General features: G+C 75.0%; 19 protein-coding genes. 9 read left to right on the forward strand and 10 right to left on the reverse strand.

The genetic code is table 11. The features are described from left to right. The first annotated feature begins 4 nt into the window (after positions 1–4). Positions 5–649 (forward strand): NYN domain-containing protein, encoded by a 645-nt coding sequence (locus KPL57_RS32365; protein ID WP_073576110.1) that lies wholly within the window; start codon positions 5–7, stop codon positions 647–649. Position 650: 1 nt separating this feature from the next. Beyond that, positions 651–1,976 carry an amidohydrolase family protein gene (locus KPL57_RS32370; protein WP_226354424.1) on the forward strand — a complete coding sequence of 442 codons (1,326 nt, stop codon included), beginning with the start codon at positions 651–653 and terminating at the stop codon, positions 1,974–1,976. A gap of 16 nt (positions 1,977–1,992) precedes the next feature. Here the strand turns inward: KPL57_RS32370 and KPL57_RS32375 are convergent, their stop codons facing one another. Together KPL57_RS32375 and KPL57_RS32380 are read right to left on the reverse strand one after the other, a co-directional pair. Then, a complete protein-coding gene (locus tag KPL57_RS32375; protein WP_226354425.1) occupies positions 1,993–3,228 on the reverse strand; it encodes a D-arabinono-1,4-lactone oxidase in 1,236 nt (411 codons plus the stop codon). Between the two features lie 669 nt (positions 3,229–3,897). Beyond that, positions 3,898–4,374 carry a hypothetical protein gene (locus KPL57_RS32380; protein ID WP_226354426.1) on the reverse strand — a complete coding sequence of 159 codons (477 nt, stop codon included), beginning with the start codon at positions 4,372–4,374 and terminating at the stop codon, positions 3,898–3,900. Positions 4,375–4,915: 541 nt separating this feature from the next. Here KPL57_RS32380 and KPL57_RS32385 point away from each other — a divergent pair. Then, positions 4,916–6,370, forward strand: a complete 1,455-nt coding sequence (locus tag KPL57_RS32385) for an AI-2E family transporter (RefSeq protein ID WP_226354427.1) — start codon at positions 4,916–4,918, stop codon at positions 6,368–6,370. Between the two features lie 44 nt (positions 6,371–6,414). Then, positions 6,415–8,034: an SDR family oxidoreductase gene (locus KPL57_RS32390; protein ID WP_226354428.1), complete on the forward strand. Its 1,620-nt coding sequence runs from the start codon at positions 6,415–6,417 to the stop codon at positions 8,032–8,034. Between the two features lie 58 nt (positions 8,035–8,092). On the opposite strand, the gene KPL57_RS32395 is transcribed toward KPL57_RS32390, so the two are convergent. Both KPL57_RS32395 and KPL57_RS32400 read right to left on the reverse strand, forming a co-directional pair. Continuing rightward, positions 8,093–8,455: a BlaI/MecI/CopY family transcriptional regulator gene (locus tag KPL57_RS32395; RefSeq protein WP_226354429.1), complete on the reverse strand. Its 363-nt coding sequence runs from the start codon at positions 8,453–8,455 to the stop codon at positions 8,093–8,095. Between the two features lie 64 nt (positions 8,456–8,519). Then, entirely contained in the window at positions 8,520–9,680 is a 1,161-nt protein-coding gene (locus KPL57_RS32400) for a class I SAM-dependent methyltransferase (protein WP_226354430.1), read from the reverse strand. A gap of 196 nt (positions 9,681–9,876) precedes the next feature. Between KPL57_RS32400 and KPL57_RS32405 the strand changes: the two genes are divergently transcribed. Next, a complete protein-coding gene (locus KPL57_RS32405; RefSeq protein WP_226354431.1) occupies positions 9,877–10,395 on the forward strand; it encodes a dTDP-4-dehydrorhamnose 3,5-epimerase family protein in 519 nt (172 codons plus the stop codon). Between the two features lie 170 nt (positions 10,396–10,565). Then, the gene (locus tag KPL57_RS32410; protein WP_226354432.1) at positions 10,566–10,904 is read left to right on the forward strand and encodes a DUF3040 domain-containing protein; all 339 of its coding nucleotides are present in this window, start codon (positions 10,566–10,568) and stop codon (positions 10,902–10,904) included. 115 nt (positions 10,905–11,019) lie between these two features. Here KPL57_RS32410 and dnaB read toward each other — a convergent pair whose 3' ends face one another. The 5 genes from dnaB to rpsF all read right to left on the reverse strand — a co-directional run bounded on the left by dnaB (position 11,020) and on the right by rpsF (position 14,697). Continuing rightward, the gene (gene dnaB, locus KPL57_RS32415) at positions 11,020–12,429 is read right to left on the reverse strand and encodes a replicative DNA helicase (protein ID WP_062403954.1); all 1,410 of its coding nucleotides are present in this window, start codon (positions 12,427–12,429) and stop codon (positions 11,020–11,022) included. Positions 12,430–13,070: 641 nt separating this feature from the next. Continuing rightward, the gene (gene rplI, locus KPL57_RS32420; protein ID WP_226354433.1) at positions 13,071–13,517 is read right to left on the reverse strand and encodes a 50S ribosomal protein L9; all 447 of its coding nucleotides are present in this window, start codon (positions 13,515–13,517) and stop codon (positions 13,071–13,073) included. A 14-nt stretch (positions 13,518–13,531) separates the two neighbouring features. Continuing rightward, positions 13,532–13,768 (reverse strand): 30S ribosomal protein S18, encoded by a 237-nt coding sequence (gene rpsR / locus KPL57_RS32425; protein WP_085915038.1) that lies wholly within the window; start codon positions 13,766–13,768, stop codon positions 13,532–13,534. A gap of 54 nt (positions 13,769–13,822) precedes the next feature. Next, positions 13,823–14,371 (reverse strand): single-stranded DNA-binding protein, encoded by a 549-nt coding sequence (locus tag KPL57_RS32430; RefSeq protein ID WP_208822721.1) that lies wholly within the window; start codon positions 14,369–14,371, stop codon positions 13,823–13,825. An 11-nt stretch (positions 14,372–14,382) separates the two neighbouring features. Next, entirely contained in the window at positions 14,383–14,697 is a 315-nt protein-coding gene (rpsF, locus tag KPL57_RS32435) for a 30S ribosomal protein S6 (RefSeq protein WP_062398960.1), read from the reverse strand. Positions 14,698–14,961: 264 nt separating this feature from the next. On the opposite strand from rpsF, the gene KPL57_RS70475 reads away from it, so the two are divergent. The 3 genes from KPL57_RS70475 to KPL57_RS32450 are packed head-to-tail and all read left to right on the forward strand — an operon-like array spanning position 14,962 to position 16,662. After that, entirely contained in the window at positions 14,962–15,339 is a 378-nt protein-coding gene (locus KPL57_RS70475; RefSeq protein ID WP_226354434.1) for a hypothetical protein, read from the forward strand. Beyond that, positions 15,336–15,851, forward strand: a complete 516-nt coding sequence (locus tag KPL57_RS70480; protein ID WP_226354435.1) for a DUF4333 domain-containing protein — start codon at positions 15,336–15,338, stop codon at positions 15,849–15,851. Before KPL57_RS70475 ends, KPL57_RS70480 begins: the two co-directional genes overlap by 4 nt. 43 nt (positions 15,852–15,894) lie before the next feature. Beyond that, positions 15,895–16,662 (forward strand): deoxyribonuclease IV, encoded by a 768-nt coding sequence (locus KPL57_RS32450; RefSeq protein WP_062398963.1) that lies wholly within the window; start codon positions 15,895–15,897, stop codon positions 16,660–16,662. Between the two features lie 198 nt (positions 16,663–16,860). Here the strand turns inward: KPL57_RS32450 and KPL57_RS32455 are convergent, their stop codons facing one another. Beyond that, the gene (locus tag KPL57_RS32455) at positions 16,861–17,538 is read right to left on the reverse strand and encodes a CoA pyrophosphatase (RefSeq protein WP_226354436.1); all 678 of its coding nucleotides are present in this window, start codon (positions 17,536–17,538) and stop codon (positions 16,861–16,863) included. Positions 17,539–17,916: the final 378 nt, after the last annotated feature.

A 17,916-nucleotide genomic window follows, 5' to 3' on the forward strand; every position in this document is an offset into this window, starting at 1 on the left:
CGGCATGAGCAGCGGGACGGGGCAACACGGACGCGGCGTTCCGACGGGCCCGCAGGAGCGCGTGCTGCTGGTGTGGGACGCGCCCAACATGGACATGAGCCTCGGTTCGCTGCTCGGTGCCCGCCCCACCTCGGCCTACCGCCCGCGGTTCGACGCCGTCGGCCGCTGGCTGCTCGACCTCGCCGGCCCCGAGGCCGAGGCCGAGGCCTGTGTGTTCACCAACGTCGCCCCGGGCAGCATCGACATCGTCCGGCCCTGGGTCGAGGCCCTGCGCAACGTGGGTTTCGCCGTCTTCGCCAAGCCGAAGACCAGCGAGGACTCCGACGTCGACGACGACATGCTCGCCCACATCGGCATGCGCTCGGCCGAGGGCAGGCTGCGCCACGTCGTCGTCGCCTCGGGGGACGGGCGGGCGTTCCGGGAGCCGCTGGAGAAGCTCATCGAGGTCGGCACCGACGTCACGGTGATCGGCTTCCGCGAGTACGCCGGGTTCGCGCTGGCCTCGGAGACGCTGTCGTTCCTCGACCTCGAGGACATCGACGGCGTGTTCCGCGAGCCGCTGCCGCGCGTCTCCCTGGAGACCCTGCCCGACGAGGGCGCCTGGCTGCCGCCGTTCCGGTCGCTGCGCTCGCTGCTCGACCGCCGCTGACATGACGGTCCTCCAGCGGCTCACCGCCCCGGTCGCGCTGCCCTGCACGCCCGGCTTCCCGGTCGTGCGCGACGCGGTCCTCGACGTCGACGACACCGGCCGGATCGCGTTCTTCGGCACGGCCTCCGACGCGCCGGCGACCGACGCCGTGGTGCGGCCGCTGCCCGGGCTGCTCATGCCCGGCATGGTCAACACGCACTGCCACACCCCCATGTCGCTGCTGCGCGGGATGGGCGGCGACCTGCCGCTGATGCCGTGGCTGACCGAGGTCATGTGGCCCGCGGAGGGCCTGCTGACCGAACAGGACGTGCACACCGGGATGCTCGCGGGGTGCCTGGACCTGCTGCGGACCGGCTGCACCACCAGCGTCGAGATGTACTTCTTCACCGACGCCCTGGCCGACGCCGTCCGCACCGCGGGCTCGCGGGCCGTGCTCACCCCGGGGATCATCGCCGCGCCCGGCTGGGACCGGCTCGGGACCTGGGAGCAGATGCGCGACGACGTCTCCGCCCGGATCGACGCCCGCGGCGTGATCCCCGACGACGACGGCCGCATCGAGCTCGGCTACGGCCCGCACTCGGCCTACACACTGCCGCCCGGCGCCCTGGAGTCGGTCGCCGCGGCCGCCCGCGAGCGCGGCGCGCTGGTGCACACCCACGTCGCGGAGTCCCGCGGCGAGGACACCCACGTGCGCGAGGCCCACGGCTCCGTCCCGGCGATGCTCGACGCCGGCGGCGCGCTCGGCGGGCGGGTGCTGGCCGCGCACTCGGTGCACCTGTCCGACGACGACATCGCCGTCTACGCCCGGCACGGCGTCGCCGTCGCGCACTGTCCCGGCTCGAACGCGAAGCTCGCGGCGGGCACCGCCCGGCTGCTGGACCTGCGCCGGGCCGGGGTCCGGGTGGGACTGGGCACCGACGGTCCCGCCTCCTGCGACGACCTGGACCTCTGGCACCAGGCGCGGCTGGCCGGGCTGATGGCGCGGGTCGGGGCCGACGACGCAGCCGCCCTCACCGCCGCCGACGTGCTGCTCATGGGCACCGCGGACGCCGCGCACGCGATCGGCCGCGACGACCTCGGCGCGCTGGAGGCCGGGCGGCGGGCGGACGTCGTGCACGTCGACACCGACGACTCCGCGTTCGTCGCGCCGTCGGACGACGCGCAACTCGTGTCGAACCTGGTGTGGGCGGGCGGCTCCCGCCTGGTCCACGACGTGTGGGTGGGCGGCGAGCAGGTCATCGACGCCGGCGAGCCGACCCGGGCCGACCGCCGGGCGTCGCTCGCCGCGGTGCGGTCGATCTCGGCGCGGCTGCGCGGGCAGGTCTGAGCGGTCCCGCGCCCCGTCAGCGGCCGAGTACGGCCGCGAGGTGCGGGTCGGTGAAGCGGCGGTCGGGGTCGAACCGGTCGCGGACGGCGCGGAACGCCTCCCACCCCGGGTAGGCGACGGCGAGCTCGTCCGGCCCCCAGGCGTGCCGGGTGGTCCAGCAGGGCCGTCCGTCGGCGTCCTCGCAGACCGCGCCCGCGAGCCGGCGGACCGGCTCCTCGGCCGGTCCGCGGGTCCGCAGCCGCAGGTAGGCGGTGTCCCGGCCGGACGCCGGGTGCAGCAGACCGGTCTCGGCCCGTCCGGTGCGCACCCGCACGGGACGCAGCTCCCGCCCCCGCGCGGCGACGGCGGCCCCCAGCTCACGCAGGACCGTTCCGAGCGCGGCACGCGGCACGGCCCACTCGGACAGGTCCGGGTCCCACGGCTGCGGGTCCGGCAGGACCTCGTGCGGCGGCCCGGCCGTCCCGGGCGCCCAGCGCTGCGGCGGCGGCCACCCGGACCGCAGCCCCACCCCGGAGGACCACCACGACGACGCCAGCCGCGACACCGCCTGCCCCCAGCCGGCGCGCTCGACCGGACCGGTCGCCTCGGGCTCCGGCTCGGCCCAGCGCAGCACCGCGGACCCGGCGTGCACCGACGGGCCGACCGCGATGTCGCACTCGGTCCAGGCGTGCTCGCCGAGCAGGTCCTCGCCGAGCACCTCGTCGATGCCGACGGCGCGCTCGTGCACCTGCAGCCGGGTGAGCGGGACGGTGCGGAGCTCCAGCGCGGTCGCGATGCCCAGTGCGCCGAGCCCGCAGCGGGCGGCGTCGAGGTCGGGTCCGGTGACGTCGCGGACGGTGCCGCGGCCGTCGACCAGCCGGACGGCGCGGACCTGGTCGGACAGCGAGCCCTCCGCGGGGGCGCCGCCGTACATGCCCAGCCCGGTGGCGCCGCCGATGGTGGCGCGGGGCGCGTCGGGCACGGTGGCCAGCGCCCGGCCGGCGGCGGCGAGGGCGACGCAGAGGTCCGCGACGGTCTCCCCGGCCCGCACCCGCACGGTGTCCTCGCCGATCTCGACGACGCCGGTCAGCGCGGACACGTCGAGCAGTACGTCCTCGGTCCGGACGAGGGGTCCCGGGGCGCGGCCACCGGCGCCGGTGGGGCGGACGGTGGCGCCCCGTTCCGCGGCCCGTCGCACGGCCGTCACGACGCCGGCCTCGTCGAGCGGGCGGTCGGTGCGCCGGGGGCCGGTCGCGGCGGGATCGGTGCTCATCCCTCGCAGGGTAGAACGCCGTGGGTCACCGTGCGGAACGATTCGAGCACGCGTCGCGGCGCGTCGTACGGCCGTCCGGTGGGACAGCGGTGAACGTGGTGACGGGTGTGCCGGACGGGACGGCGCAAGCTGCGTCGAATGCCCTCTTGTGACCCGGACGGCCGCCCGATACGGTCACACTCCGTGGCGATCATGTCGCCACGCGAGTCCGGGACGAGGGTGTCCCGCACTCGGCCCCGTCGTACTGCCCGGAACCGCGCTCCCCACGGCTCCGGTCGGCTCCGACGGCGTCACCGGCGTCGCGCGCGCCACGCCGGTGGCCTCCGCACGCGCGAGGGCCGGGTGCGGTGGTCGGCTCCCTCCGACCATCGCCCCGGCCCTCGCCTTGCGTGCTGACGACCCAGCTCCCCAGCCGGTCGTCACCTCATCCCGCGGTCCCAAGGTGTGTCCGCGGGATGTTCTGGTGCGTCCTCGGCGCTCCCGGTCCCCACCGGTCCTGCCGTGCGGCCGTACGCCTGTGGCGTGCGGCTACTCCCCGGGACGCTCCGGGGGTGTCGTGGTTGCCTCGCGTGCCGATCCGGTCCCGAAAGGGCGCCGAACGGCCGTACCGCGCTGCCCGTGCCGGCGGAGCGACCGGGCCGGATGCCCGTCCGGTCGCTCGGACGCCGCTCAGGCCGTGCGGGTCAGCCGGTGCCGCCCGGCACCGCCCAGCAGGTGGGCGATCGCGGCCCGGTCCGCGGCGCGCTCGGCGTCGCGACGGCGGCGCAGCATCACCATGGCGGCGTCGCCCGGTGCGTTCCAGGCGTCGTCGCCCTGCTCCTGCGGCGCGTGGCCGAGCGGCTGCGCCGGGACCGGTGCGACCTCGGCGTGGAACGCGGCGACCGTGTCCCCGGTCGGCCGGACCGCGCCACCGCGGCGGGTCGTGCGGACGGTGCCGCGGTGGACGCGGCGCACGGCGTTGCCGGCGCTCCCGCTCCGCCGGCCGTCCCGCCAGCCCCCGACGGTGAGGGCGTGGAAGATCGGCGTCTCCTCCTGGATCTCGTCGTGCGACTCGTGCCGGCCGGGGAACGGCCAGCTCTCCTGCGCGGCGCGTCGCGCCCGGATCGACGACTCGAGGCCACCCGCAGCGCTGTCGAACTCGTACACCCGCCGTACCTCCTGCTCGCCTGACATGTGGGGACCCACGGCCTGGTCCGTATCGCGTACATCTCGTACCGCCGTTCGGCCCACTCACCCGGTCAACGGGTGACACCCGAGAGGGGAAACGGGGGTGACAGTTCTGGTTCCGAGGTCCCCTCGTACGAGTGGCGTGACCGGTCCGGGACTCTCCGTGTTGTCTACGGAGCGTGTTCATCCGGACTCCTCCTGGAGCAGTCGGTGACCTCGGCCCGGAGTCCGGCGCGTCGGAAGCCCTCGGCGACAGACCCTCGCATCGACTCCGGCGACCAAGATCCGGCACGTCGCGGCCACCATGCGGCGGTGCGTGACCACGTCACCACCCCTTCGTGCCGGTCCGGCCCACGGGGTGTCGACTACACGAGTGTAGTTCGACGGAGCGTCACGAACGGCCGCCGGTACTGCTCCGTCCGTTCCGGCGCTGGGCCGTCCGGGGTGCCGTGCTCGGGGGCCGGGCCGTCACCGTTGCGTGCACCGCGCCACCCCGGCCGATCCGCCGTACCGTCGTGTCATGACGGAGCGGACCGGGCGGCCCGCCGCTCCTGCCGGGGGCGGCATCCCGCACCCACGGCACGACGACGACCCTGCCCCTCGTGGGCGCGCGCCCGCGGACGGACACCACGCGCACCCGGCGCACGCCGCGGACGAGGACCCCGGCGCCGGGCACGCACGTGTGGTCGCCCCCCGGCCCGCCGATCCCGAGCCCGGCGCCCACCGGGCCACCCCGGCCCCGCACGACGACAGCGAGCCCCTCGTCGACGACACCGCCGACCACCACCACCGCGCCGCCACCTCCGGCGGGCGGACCGGGCCGCACATCGCGGACCCCGTGGCGCGGGCCGCCGGGGCGCGCCCCCGCCCGTCGCCGCGGGCGGAGATCCCGCGCCCGCTGCGGATCGCCTCCGAGGCCTGTGCCCGGATGCTCGTCATCGCCGCCGGGTTCGCGCTGCTCGTCTTCCTCGTGATCGAGCTGCGGGTCGTGGTCGTCCCGGTGGCGATCGCGGTGCTGCTGTCCGCGCTGCTCGCCCCGCTGGTCCGCTGGCTGCACGAGCGGCGGGTGCCCCGCGGCATCGCGACGGCGCTGGTGATGGTCGGCGGTCTGGCCGCGCTCGGGGGGCTGCTGACCGCCGTCGTCAGCACCCTGGTCGACGGCACGTCCCAGGTGGTCGCGGAGGTCACCGACAACGTCGGCTCGCTGCAGGGGCTCGCCGACGCGACGCCGTTCCGGATCGACGTCGGTGTGCTCGGCGACCAGGTGCTGCAGGCGGTGCGCGACAACCAGCAGACGCTGACCTCCGGCGCGGTGACGACCGCCGCGACCGTCGGGGAGATCCTCGCCGGGTTCGCGCTCTGCCTGTTCGCGCTGATCTTCATGCTCTACGACGGCCGCCGCATCTGGGGCTTCGTCCGGCTGCTCGCCCCGCGGGCCCGGCGCTCGCGGGTCGACGTCGCCGCCCGCCGGGCGTTCGCCTCGCTCGTCGGCTACGTGCGGGCGACGGTGCTGGTCGCGATCGTCGACGCCCTCGGGATCGGCCTGGGCCTGTGGGCAACGGGTGTGCCGTTCGTGCTGCCGCTGGCCGCGCTGGTGTTCCTCGGTGCGTTCGTGCCGGTCATCGGGGCGGTGCTGACCGGCGCCGTCGCGGTGCTGGTCGCGCTGGCCACCGAGGGACCGGTGACCGCGCTGATCGTGCTCGGTGTCGTGCTGGCCGTGCAGCAGCTGGAGAGCCACGTGCTCCAGCCGGTGCTGATGGGCCGGGCGGTCCGGCTGCACCCGCTGGCGGTCGCGCTCGGCGTCGCGGTCGGGGTGGTCGTCGCCGGGATCGCCGGTGCGCTGCTCGCCGTCCCGCTGCTGGCCGTGCTGACCGCCGCGGTGCGGTCCCTGGTCGCGTCGCGCGAGGTCGCGCCGCGGGCGGTGGACCCGCTGCGCCCGCGCGAGGCGAACCCGCCGCCCGCCCTGCCGGGCTGAGCGCACGCCCTGCCGCGCAGGGCCTGCGGTGGGACGATCGCGACGTGCGTTATCTCGTGACGGGTGCGACCGGCTACATCGGTGGGCGGCTCGCGCCCCGGCTGCTGGGCCACGGTCCCGAGCCCGACCTCGTCCCGGACCCGTCCGCGGGCCCGGTCCACGTGCGCTGCCTGGTCCGCAACCCGGACAAGCTCGCCGACGTACCGTGGGCCGCCGACGCCGAGATCGTGCAGGGCGACCTGCTGGACCCGGACAGCGTCCGCGCGGCCTGCGAGGACGTCGACGTCGTCTACTTCCTCGTGCACTCGCTGTCGGACTCCGACTTCGCCGCCACCGACCGGCGGGCCGCGCTGATCCTCGGTGAGGCGGCGCGCGCGGCCGGGGTGAAGCGGATCGTCTACCTGGGTGGGCTGCACCCGGACACCGGAGCGGGGAAGCTCTCGGCCCACCTGGCGTCGCGGGTGGAGGTGGGGGAGACCCTGCTGCGCTCCGGGGTGCCGACGGTCGTGCTGCAGGCCGCGGTGATCCTCGGCTCCGGCTCGGCCAGCTTCGAGATGCTGCGCTACCTGACCCAGCGGCTCCCGCTGATGGTCACCCCGCGCTGGGTGCACAACCGGATCCAGCCGATCGCGGTGCGCGACGTGCTGCGCTACCTGATCCGGGTCGCGGAGATCGACGCGCCGGCCGCCGAGCTGAACCGGACCTTCGACATCGGCGGCCCCGAGGTCCTCACCTACTACGAGATGATGCAGCGCTACGCCCGCGTCGCCGGCCTGTCCCGGCGCCGGGTGCTGCCGGTGCCGGTGCTGTCGCCGTCGCTGTCCGCGCACTGGATCAACGTCGTCACCCCCGTCCCGAAGTCGATCGCGAAGCCGCTGATCGAGTCCCTGGTGCACGAGGTCGTCTGCTCCGAGGACGACATCAAGGCCCGCATCCCCGACCCGCCGGGCGGGCTGATCGGCTACGACCGCGCCGTCGAGCTGGCCCTGTCCCGCATCACCGACGGCGAGGTCGAGACCCGCTGGTCGGGCGCGACCGTGGCCAACGTGCCGTCGGACCCGCTGCCCAGCGACCCGGAGTGGGCCGGCGGCGACGTCTACCTCGACGAGCGCGAGCAGGCCTGCACCGCCACCCCGGAACGGCTGTGGACGGTCGTCGAGGGCATCGGCGGCGAGCGCGGCTGGTACTCGTTCCCGCTGGCCTGGTCGGTGCGCGGCTGGATGGACCGCGCGGTCGGCGGTGTCGGGCTGTCCCGCGGTCGTCGCGACCCGCACGACCTGCGCACCGGCGACGCGCTGGACTGGTGGCGGGTGGAGCGGATGATCGAGCCCGGCGGGGCCCGCCCGGCCGGCAGCGACCGCGACCCCGAGGAGGGGCTGCTGCGGCTGCGCGCGGAGATGAAGGTGCCCGGCCGGGCCTGGCTGGAGATGTCGGTGCGCCCGCGTCCGGGCGGGTCGACCTACCACCAGCGGGCGGTGTTCATCCCGCACGGCCTGCCCGGCTACCTGTACTGGTGGTCGGTCGCGCCGTTCCACGGGATCGTCTTCGGCGGGATGGTCCGCAACATCACCCGCACCGCCGAGCGCGACGGCGACGTCCCCGCCACGGCCGGCCGCCGTCCGGCCTGGCTGCGGTCCCGTCCGCACCGCGACCGGGCGGCCTGACCGCCTCCGGTCGGCGCTCTCCCGACGACGGTGGCCCGGTCGGCTCCGGGCGGCGGCGTCAGCCGCGGTCGGGGCCCGAGAGGGCGGCGAGCAGCACGGCGGACTCGCGCTCGGACACCGAGCGCGCGAAGTGCAGGAGCACGGCCTCGGTGTCGCCGGGGCCGTCGAGCAGGTCGCGCAGGGCGCGCGCGGTCTCCTCCTCGCGGCTCGCGGCCGGCGTGTAGAGGTAGGCGCGGCCGTCCAGCTCGCGCTGCACCCAGCCCTTGCGGTGCAGGTTGTCGAGCACCGTCATGACGGTCGTGTACGCCAGCGGACGGGCCGGGGCCAGGCGGGCGCGGACGTCGCGCACCCGGCAGGGACCCGCGTCGCCCCACAGCACGTCCATCACGGCGCCCTCGAGCTCGCCGAGTCGACCACGCATGTTGCCTCCCGGGTCCGAGGGTAACCGCAACCCCCCATGCTCCCCCGGTCGGTGGGCCGCCGGTTCAGCAGCCGGACAGCGCGTGCACGGGCCCCACCGCACGGGGTCCCGGGCCGAGCACGACCCAGCGACCACCCGCCGCCTCCACCTGCGGCAGCGCGGCGCGGACCTCGTCGAGGAGCTCGGGCAGGAACAGCAGGACACGGTCCGGGCGCAGGCCGGCGAGCTCGGCGGGGGACACGACGGGCACGTCGCTGCCCGGCATGCGGTGGCCCTGCTTGGCCGGCGAGGCGTCCCCGACGGCGGCCAGCAGCGACGCGTCCAGCCCGGCGCGGCACACCAGCGGCACCGCGCGGGACGCCGCGCCGTAGGCGGCGACGGTGCGTCCCGCCGCCCGCTCGGCGACCAGCCAGTCGCGCAGCAGGTGGGTGTCGTCGGCGGCCGCCTGCAGCCGGGTGAACCCGGACGGCTCGGTGACGGCGAGGGCGCGCTCCTCGTCGACGAGGCGGCGGGTCTCGGCGTCGGGCTCGGCCCCGGCCCGGGCGGTGACCAGCACGGTCCCGCCGGCCAGCGGGTACCACCACGCCCGGTGCACGCCCAGGCCGTGCCGGCGCAGTGCGGTGTCCAGGGCGGGCAGCGACCAGTAGCCGTAGTGGCCGTGGCGCAGGTCGAACCACTGGCCGTCGCGCAGCACGGTGCCCAGCGACAGCAACTGGAGCGCGAGCGTCCCGCCGGGGGCGAGCAGCGCGACGCGCCGGGCGAGCGCATCGGCCTGGTCGGGCTCGTGCAGCAGCCCGTAGAAGTCGACGACGAGGTCGGCCCGCCCGGCCGCGGACACCGCGCCCGGATCGAGCGCGGTCATGCCGCGCCCGGTCAGCCGCGGCAGCCACGACCCGCCGTGCGGGCTGCCGAACTCCACGACCCGGCCGCCCGGGCGGACCAGGCCGGCGCGGGCGAGCCGACCGACCGAGCGGTCGCTCTGCTCGGCCATCGCCCGCGGTTCGACGCCGTGCAGCTCCTCGGCCACCGCGGCGTCGGTCTGCAGCTGGGCGAGACCGCAGCCGGCGCACAGCCACATGCGCAGCGGGGCGGCCGGGTCGGGCAGCGGGGCGTCCCGCGCGGGCATCCGGTCCCACGGCGGCTGCTCGCCCAGGTCGAGCACGACCGCGCCCGCGGCACCGCCACAGGCACGGCACCGGGTACCCGGCGTCGGGTCGTCGGTCATGCGCCACCCCTTCGTCGCAGCAGTACTAGCTCCGATAGTAGATACGGGGGCTGAAAGCCCGCTGTGAACCCGATCGGAGCAACGTGGACTCGCGCAGCGTCACCGGGGCCGAGGCCGCTCGTTGTCGTCTCCGGTACCCCAACCGCAGCCCATCGCGCGCCCGTCGCACGCGGTGACCGGACCCGAGGGAGGTCGAGTGGACGTCGTACGGACCGTGGTGCCCGGCGCGCTGCTGCTCGACCCGACCGCCGCCGACGCGTCCGGCCCGGACCTCACCGCCTTCACCGTGCGACGACGGCGCCGCCCGGCCCGCGACGCCGTGCTCGGCCTGTTCGGCCATCCCGGCGACGCGGTGCTGCTCGGCGTCCCCCGCGGCAGCGGCTACGCCGTCGTCATCGACGCCCGGCCGGACGCCGACACCTTCGGCCGGCTCGCCGTCGCCCTGCTCGAGGGCCCGCAGCGGCTGCTCGTCCCGCCGGGCTGCCTCTACGGCGTCCAGTCCGTCGCGAGCGGGACCGTCGTCGAGCTGCGCAGCGCCACCCGGCTCCCGCGCCGGGAACGCTTCGACGTCGACCCGGACGACCCGGACCTCGCGGTCCGCTGGCTCCGCCCCCGGCCGTCCCGGACACCGGGGACGGCACGCTCGTGGGCCGCGCTGATCGCCCGCCTCGGGGCCCCCGCGGGCCCCCGCCGGGACCGCGTCTCCCTCTGGTGACCCCGGGCCCCGTCCCCGGTGTGAGGACGGGCGCATGTGAGCCGGGCGGCCCGGTCGGCGAGATCACGAATCGGTCACGTAACGTCGGTACCAGGCCGGATCGACGACGCCCCGCGCCGGACGGCGGCACGACCGTGTCTGCCGGGACGTGGACACGAGGGGTTTCCGAGGTGCTGAGCGAGCGCGAGAACCGTCGACTGCACGAGATCGAGGTGCAGCTGCGACTGACCGACCCGCGACTGGTCCGCCGGTTCTCCGCACTGAACGCCGCACTGCACGCCCCGGCCCGCCACGGCGGACGGCTGCTCGCCGGGTTCGCCCGCGACCGGCGCACCGTGCACGGCTCGGGCCCGTTCCCGACGATGCTGCTGGGGATCGCGCTGGTCGTGCTGCTGCTCGGTGCCGTGCTGGTGAGCGTGCCGGTCGTCGTCGCGGGGATCCTCGTGGCCGGCCTCGCCCTGGCCGTCGCGGCCACCACCGGGCCGCAGGCGCACCCCGGGACCGCCTGACCCGGCACCCCCGCACCGCGCACCGCGCGGTGCCTCCCCGGCGGAACCGCGCAGTGACCGGTGCCTCCCCGGACGGACGGGGTGGCCGTGGCGCGCGGTCGCGCGACCGGCGGCCTCAGCCGTGGGCGAGGTCGGAGAACCGGCTGTAGTGCAGCTGGTGGGCGACGGTGATCGTCGTGGTCGGGCCGTTACGGTGCTTGGCCAGGATCAGGTCGGCCTCACCGGCACGCGGGTCGTCCTGCTCGAACGCGTCGGGGCGGTGCAGCAGCACCACCATGTCCGCGTCCTGCTCGATCGAGCCGGACTCACGCAGGTCCGACAGCATCGGCCGCTTGTCGGTGCGCTGCTCGGGACCACGGTTCAGCTGGCTCATGGCCACCACCGGGACCTCGAGCTCCTTGGCCAGCAGCTTGATCTGCCGGGAGAACTCCGAGACCTCCTGCTGACGGGACTCGACCTTGCGGCCCGAGGTCATCAGCTGCAGGTAGTCCAGGATGATCAGCTTCAGGTCGTAGCGCTGCTTCATCCGGCGCGCCTTGGCCCGGATCTCCATCAGCGTCAGGTTCGGCGAGTCGTCGATGTAGAGCGGCGCCTCGGAGATCTCCGACATCCGCCGCGCCATCCGCGTCCAGTCCTCGTCCGACATCCGGCCGGCGCGCATGTCGGCCAGCCGGATCCGGGCCTCCGCGGACAGCAGACGCATGACGATCTCGGACTTGCTCATCTCCAGCGAGAAGAACGCGCTGGTCATGCCGTTCTTGATGGAGCAGGAGCGGGCGAAGTCCAGACCCAGGGTCGACTTGCCCAGACCCGGCCGGGCCGCGACGACGACCATCTGGCCCGGGTGCAGACCGTTGGTGACCTGGTCGAGGTCGGCGAAGCCGGTCGGCACACCCGTGGACTGGCCGCCCCGGGAGGCGATCGCGTCGATCTCGTCCATCGTGGGCTGGAGGAGCTCCTCCAGCACCGTGTAGTCCTCGGTGGTGGTGCGCTCGGTGACCTCGTAGACCGCGGCCTGGGCCCGGTCCACCGCGTCGTCGACGTCGCCGCCGTCGGCACCGTGGTAGCCGAGCTGCACGATCCGGGTGCCGGCCTCGACCAGCCGCCGCAGGACCGCCTTCTCGCCGACGATCTCGGCGTAGTACGCCGCGTTCGCCGCGGTGGGCACGGTCGCGATGAGGGTGTGCAGGTAGGGCGCGCCGCCGAGGCGGACGAGCTCACCGCGCCGCTGCAGCTCCGCCGAGACGGTCACCGCGTCCGCGGGCTCGCCACGGCTGTAGAGGTCCAGGATCGTCTCGTAGACGGTCTGGTGGGCGGGCCGGTAGAAGTCCTCCGGCTGCAGGACCTCCACGACGTCGGCGATCGCGTCCTTGCTCAGCAGCATGCCGCCGAGCACCGACTGCTCGGCCGTGAGGTCCTGCGGGGGCTGACGGTCGAACGTGGCGCCCTCGCCGGGTCCGGAGGCCTTCTCGCCGTCACGGACCGCACGGGGCTTGTTGCCGGGACGATCGTCCGTCAGAGCCATACGCAGCGTCACCCCCGGTGGACACAGTACCGAACGCACGTTCGACGCGCGAGTGGTACGTGCTGCCCACCCGCGACCGTCGTCGGTGATCTGCCGGCCGGCGCGGTGCCCGACGGACCGCGGCGGGCGCGGCCCGGGGAGCAAGGCGCTCGCGTACCGGTACGGCCGACACTAGGTCGGCCGTACCGCCCGTGGCGAACCGGCCTGGTGATCGAACTGGGGATGAACTGTGCACGGATGCCGCCCGTCCCGGGACCGTGCTGGGGACAACCTGGGGACAGCGCAGCGGAATGGGCCGTCTGCGCAGGTCAGAGGCATACTCACAGCTGTGGACAACTTTGCTCTGGCGTGTCGTCGCACGCCGCGTACGGGCGTGTCGGAGCGCCCGGCGGACCGCTCACCGCCCGGCGCGTCCACAGGCCCGCCCGACGAGTGGGTCGTCACCGCACGGCGTGTCGGCTGCGTGACAAGGCATCCGGTGTGGGGTCGTCCGATCGGTGTCGATCGTCCATCCGGGACTGCGCACCGTGTGCACGACGCCCCTCCGGCCGGCCCCGGACACGCGAAAGGGCGGCGCCCGGAGCACATGGCTCCGGACACCGCCCTGTTCACGCTCGGTGGTCGTACGACCACCGGACCGCTCAGCTCGCGACGACCGCGATCGGCAGCTCGGTGGTGACCTCCGGGTGCAGGCGGACCTGCACCTGGTGCTTGCCCAGGGTCTTGAGGTGACCCGGGACGTCGATGCTGCGCTTGTCCAGCAGCGGGCCGCCGGCCGCCTTGACGGCGTCGACGACCTGGGCCGGCGTGATCGAGCCGAACAGACGGCCGGTGTCGCCGGCCTTGGCCGGGACGGTCACGTTGATGTTGCGCAGCTGCGAGTCGACCTGCTGGGCGTGGCCCAGGTCGCGGATCTCGCGGGTCTTCTGGGCCCGGCGGATCTGCTCCACCTGCTTCTCGGCGCCACGGGTGGCGACGACCGCGAGCTTGCGCGGGAGCAGGTAGTTGCGGCCGTAGCCGTCCTTGACCTCGACGATGTCACCCGGGGCACCCAGGTTCGGGACGTCGGCGTTGAGGATGAGCTTCATGTGTCTCCCCTTCCTCAGCGAGCGGTCGAGGTGTACGGCAGCAGGGCGACCTCACGGGAGTTCTTCACCGCGACGGCGACGTCCCGCTGGTGCTGCCGGCAGTTGCCGGTGACCCGACGGGCACGGATCTTGCCGCGGTCGGAGATGAACTTCCGCAGCAGACCGGTGTCCTTGTAGTCGATCAGCTGGGCCTTGTCCTTGCAGAAAGCGCAGACCTTCTTCTTCGGCTTGCGCACGATGGCCTTGGCCATGGTGGTGCTCCTGGAGATCGTCCTCCGCCCGTCACGGGCGGAGAGGTACGTGGATCAGAAGGGGGGCTCGTCGTCGGACGCGGCGCCACTGCCCGCGGGCGGGGCCGAACCCCAGGGGTCGTCATAGCCGCCGCCGGAGTTGCCTCCACCGCCGGAACCGCCGCCCTGTCGGGCGCCACCGCCGCCGCCACCGTCGTAGCCACCGCCGCCGCCACCGAAGCCACCGGAGCCTCCGCCCCGGTTGACCTTGTTGACCTTGGCGGTCGCGTAGCGCAGGGACGGGCCGACCTCGTCGACCTCCATCTCCACGACGGTGCGCTTCTCGCCTTCCTTGGTCTCGAACGACCGCTGGCGCAGACGACCCTGGACCACGACGCGCGCGCCGCGGGTCAAGGACTCGGCGACGTTCTCCGCCGCCTGGCGCCAGATGTTGCAGCGCAGGAAGAGCGCCTCGCCGTCCTTCCACTCGCCGGACTGGCGGTCGAAGGTGCGCGGGGTGGACGCCACGGTGAAGTTGGCGACCGCGGCGCCGGACGGGGTGAACCGCAGCTCGGGATCCGCCGTCAGGTTGCCCACGACGGTGATGACGGTCTCGCCGGCCATGACGGCTCCAATCAGCCGGCGGCGGGCGCCGGCGTGCGGGTGACGTCCTTGCGCAGGACCTTGGTGCGCAGCACGGACTCGTTCAGACCCAGCTGGCGGTCCAGCTCGGTGACGGTGGCCGGCTCAGCGGTGATGTCGAGGACCGCGTAGATGGCCTCGCCCTGCTTCTTGATCTCGTAGGCCAGGCGGCGCTTGCCCCAGACCTCGATCTTCTCGACCGATCCGCCGTCGTTCTTCACGACGGTGAGGAACTGCTCCAGGGACGGCTGCACAGTGCGCTCGTCCAGGCCGCCGTCGAGGATGACCATGACCTCGTAATGACGCATGAGAACCACTCACCTCCTATGGACTCGAAACGGTCACGGCCCGGACGGCCGTGACAGGAGGTTCTCAGTGCACCCCGACAGTTTCCGGCGGATGCGCGGGAGCTGCGGGGATGCCGGTACAGCCTAGCAACGGCCGTTCCGGCCCCGACCTGCGGGTACGCGGTTCCCCAGATCGCTGGGATGGGTTCGGGCCGTGCCCGCGGAGACGCTGGTCGTCGTACGGGTGCCCGGTCCGCGGGCGCCGACGACCACGGGGGAGAGCTCGTGTCCGGCACCACCCACTTCCGCAGCCACGCCTGGATCCTGTCCGGGCTCATGAACACACCGGGGATCCTGGTCCTGGCCGACGGACGGCTGTCGTTCGTCGCCGACACCGGCCCCGTCTTCGACGAGCCGCTCGACGCCGTCACCGACGTCCGTTTCCCCTGGTACGAGTTCGGCGGGGGCTTCCGCGCCACCGTCGCCGGGCAGCGGCGGCGGATCGCGCTGGTCCGCCCGAACGGCGCCGACACCGCGACCGCGGCCCTGTTCGACACCGCCGTGGGCGAGGCGTTCGTCGCGAGCCGGGCGGTGCACGACATCGCCACCGGGCGCACCGCGGGGAAGTCCTGGCGGGCGCTGCTGACCGGCGGTGCGGCGTGAGCGCGCCGCGGGTCCTCGCCGCGCTCGTGGCGGCCGCGGGGCTGCTGGCGGCGGCGGGCTGCTCCTCGTCGGTGCCGCGCGACCAGGTCGCCTCGACCATCGCGACCCAGCTGGGCGGGCAGGGCGTGGCGATCGACGCCGGCACCGTGACCTGCCCGTCCGACCTGGCCGCCGAGGTCGGGCGGACCCTGCGCTGCGAGTTCACCACCGGCGGCCAGCCGGTCGACGCCGTGGCCGCGGTCAGCGCCGTCGACGGCGGCACGGTGAACTTCGACATCACCACCGAGGCCCGGCCGGTGTCGCCGGAGGTGCTGGCGAGGACCGTCGGTGAGCAGGTCACCGCATCCATGGGCCGGCCGGTCGAGACCACGACCTGCGACGGCGAGCTGGCCCCGCGCCCCGGCGCCGTGCAGACCTGCACCCTTACCGTCGGCGGCGAGCAGCTGCCGGCCCGGGTGACCGTGACCTCGGTGGAGGGCGGCCTGGTGAACTTCTCGATCGCCGACGCCTGACCGGCGGCCGACGGCTGTCGGGGGTCCTCGCTACCGTGCCCGTATGCAGATCGGAGCACACGTCCGCGACGCCGAGGACCCCCTGGCCGCGGCCGCCGAGGTCGGCGCCGAGGTGATCCAGCTGTTCCTGTCCGACCCGCAGGGCTGGAAGAAGCCGCCGCCGCACCCACGGGCGGCGGAGCTGGCCGCGTCGGACGTCGCGGTGGTGGTGCACGCGCCCTACACCGCGAACGTCGCGTCCACGAACAACCGGATCCGCATCCCCAGCCGCAAGATCGTGCAGCAGCACCTGGCCGGGGCCGCCGAGGTCGGTGCGTTCGGCCTGGTCGTGCACGGCGGGCACGTCACGAAGGACGACGACCCGGCCGTCGGGATCGACAACTGGCGCAAGTTCGTCGAGCGCCAGGCCGGGGAGCACGGCTTCGACGTGCCCGTCCTGATCGAGAACACCGCGGGCGGGGACAACGCCATGGCCCGCCGGTTCGACGCACTGGGCCGGCTGTGGGACGCGGTGGGCGAGTTCGGCGTCGGGTTCTGCCTGGACACCTGCCACGCCTTCGCCGGCGGCGAGGAGCTGGCCGGGATCGTCGAGCGGGTCCGGGGGATCACCGGGCGGATCGACCTGATCCACCTGAACAACTCGCGCGACGCGTTCGACTCCGCCCGCGACCGGCACGCCAACATCGACGACGGGACGATCCCGCCGGACGAGCTGGCCGCCGTCGTCGCGGCGGCGGGGGCGCCGGTCGTGGTGGAGACCCCGGCCGAGGGGCAGGCCCGCGACATCGCGTTCCTGCGGGAGCACACCTGAGGCGGGCTCAGGCGGTAGGACCCTGGCGGTGAGCGGGCCGCCCGGATCGGCCCGAGCAGCGGAACGGGAGCGCCCCGTCCGTGGCACCGCCGAGGTCGGCCGGCCGCTCGGCGACGCCGGCCCCGCCGTGGGTGACCGCGCCGTCCCGACCGGCGACGGGCACCGCCCGGCCGCGCCCCGGGACGTCGGTCGGGTTCCTCAGCGCCAGGCGAACACCGGCTGCTCCAGGTGCGCGACCCGCGTCGCGCGCCCGTGCAGGACGACCTCGCGGAACTGGTGGAGCACCGCGCCGGTGGGGGCGTGGACGTAGCGGTCGAACAGCGGCACCTGGATCACCGGGGCGTCGGACTCGGGGATCGTGAGGAACCGGGGCTCGTGGTCGATCTCGGCCAGCGGCGGACGGTGCAGCTCGGCGACCTCGTCCGGGTTGGGCGTCGGCTCGCCCGCGCCGCCGGCCCACAGCACGACCGGGGTGATGACGTAGCCGGAACGGGTCGGGTAGTCGTCGAGCAGGCCGAGCACGCGGTCCGGTCCGAGCTCGAGCCCGATCTCCTCGGACACCTCGCGGCGCCCCGCCTGCTCGGCGGTCTCACCCGGGTCGAGCCGCCCGCCCGGAAGGGCCCACTGCCCGGAGTGCGCCCGCAGCGACCGGGCGCGCCGGGTCAGGACGAACGCGACCTCGTCGGCGAGACGGCCGTCGCCGGTGGCACCGGGGACCGGCAGCAGCGTCAGCGTGACGGCGGCGGCCCGCTTCCCCGCCCGGTCCGCCTCCGACGCGGCCCGGCGCTCGGCCGGGGGGAGCGTCGTCAGCGCCGCCTCGACACGCTCCCGCAGCTGGCGCTGCACCGGTTCCGGGACCACCACGTCGTCGGCCATGCACCGATCGTCGCACCCGCCCGGGCGCCGCACAGGTTCCGTCGCCGCCACACACGTCACACCCTGTGCGGCGCCACCACACCCTGTGCGGCGCCCGGCACCCGGCGCACGCGGTCGGCGCCCGGCCCTACGGTCGGCGCCCGACGGCACGGGCGGCGAGAGGCACGGGCGGTAGGCGGCACGGGCGGTAGGCGGCACGGGCGGTAGGCGGCACGGGCGGTAGGCGGCACGGGCGGTAGGCGGCACGGGCGGTAGGCGGCACGCCGCCGTCGCGCCGGTGCGCGCCGCACAGGCCCCGGTGCGCGCCGGCCGGGACGACCACGACGCCTGCCGTCGCACCCCGGGCGAGGTCGCCGCACCCGCCGCAGAGGGTGCGGC

The sequence above is a fragment of the Pseudonocardia sp. ICBG601 genome, from assembly GCF_020496245.1.

Excerpts from the sequence above, each read along its gene's own strand:
- KPL57_RS32430 (WP_208822721.1), bottom strand. The coding sequence starts at position 14,371 with ATGGCCGGCGAGACCGTCATCACCGTCGTGGGCAACCTGACGGCGGAT.
- rplI (WP_226354433.1), bottom strand. The coding sequence starts at position 13,517 with ATGAAGCTCATCCTCAACGCCGACGTCCCGAACCTGGGTGCCCCGGGT.
- KPL57_RS32400 (WP_226354430.1), bottom strand. The coding sequence starts at position 9,680 with ATGACCGACGACCCGACGCCGGGTACCCGGTGCCGTGCCTGTGGCGGT.
- KPL57_RS32395 (WP_226354429.1), bottom strand. The coding sequence starts at position 8,455 with ATGCGTGGTCGACTCGGCGAGCTCGAGGGCGCCGTGATGGACGTGCTG.
- rpsF (WP_062398960.1), bottom strand. The coding sequence starts at position 14,697 with ATGCGTCATTACGAGGTCATGGTCATCCTCGACGGCGGCCTGGACGAG.
- KPL57_RS32455 (WP_226354436.1), bottom strand. The coding sequence starts at position 17,538 with ATGGCCGACGACGTGGTGGTCCCGGAACCGGTGCAGCGCCAGCTGCGG.
- dnaB (WP_062403954.1), bottom strand. The coding sequence starts at position 12,429 with ATGGCTCTGACGGACGATCGTCCCGGCAACAAGCCCCGTGCGGTCCGT.
- KPL57_RS32385 (WP_226354427.1), top strand. The coding sequence starts at position 4,916 with ATGACGGAGCGGACCGGGCGGCCCGCCGCTCCTGCCGGGGGCGGCATC.
- KPL57_RS32450 (WP_062398963.1), top strand. The coding sequence starts at position 15,895 with ATGCAGATCGGAGCACACGTCCGCGACGCCGAGGACCCCCTGGCCGCG.
- KPL57_RS32375 (WP_226354425.1), bottom strand. The coding sequence starts at position 3,228 with ATGAGCACCGATCCCGCCGCGACCGGCCCCCGGCGCACCGACCGCCCG.
- KPL57_RS32370 (WP_226354424.1), top strand. The coding sequence starts at position 651 with ATGACGGTCCTCCAGCGGCTCACCGCCCCGGTCGCGCTGCCCTGCACG.
- rpsR (WP_085915038.1), bottom strand. The coding sequence starts at position 13,768 with ATGGCCAAGGCCATCGTGCGCAAGCCGAAGAAGAAGGTCTGCGCTTTC.
- KPL57_RS32365 (WP_073576110.1), top strand. The coding sequence starts at position 5 with ATGAGCAGCGGGACGGGGCAACACGGACGCGGCGTTCCGACGGGCCCG.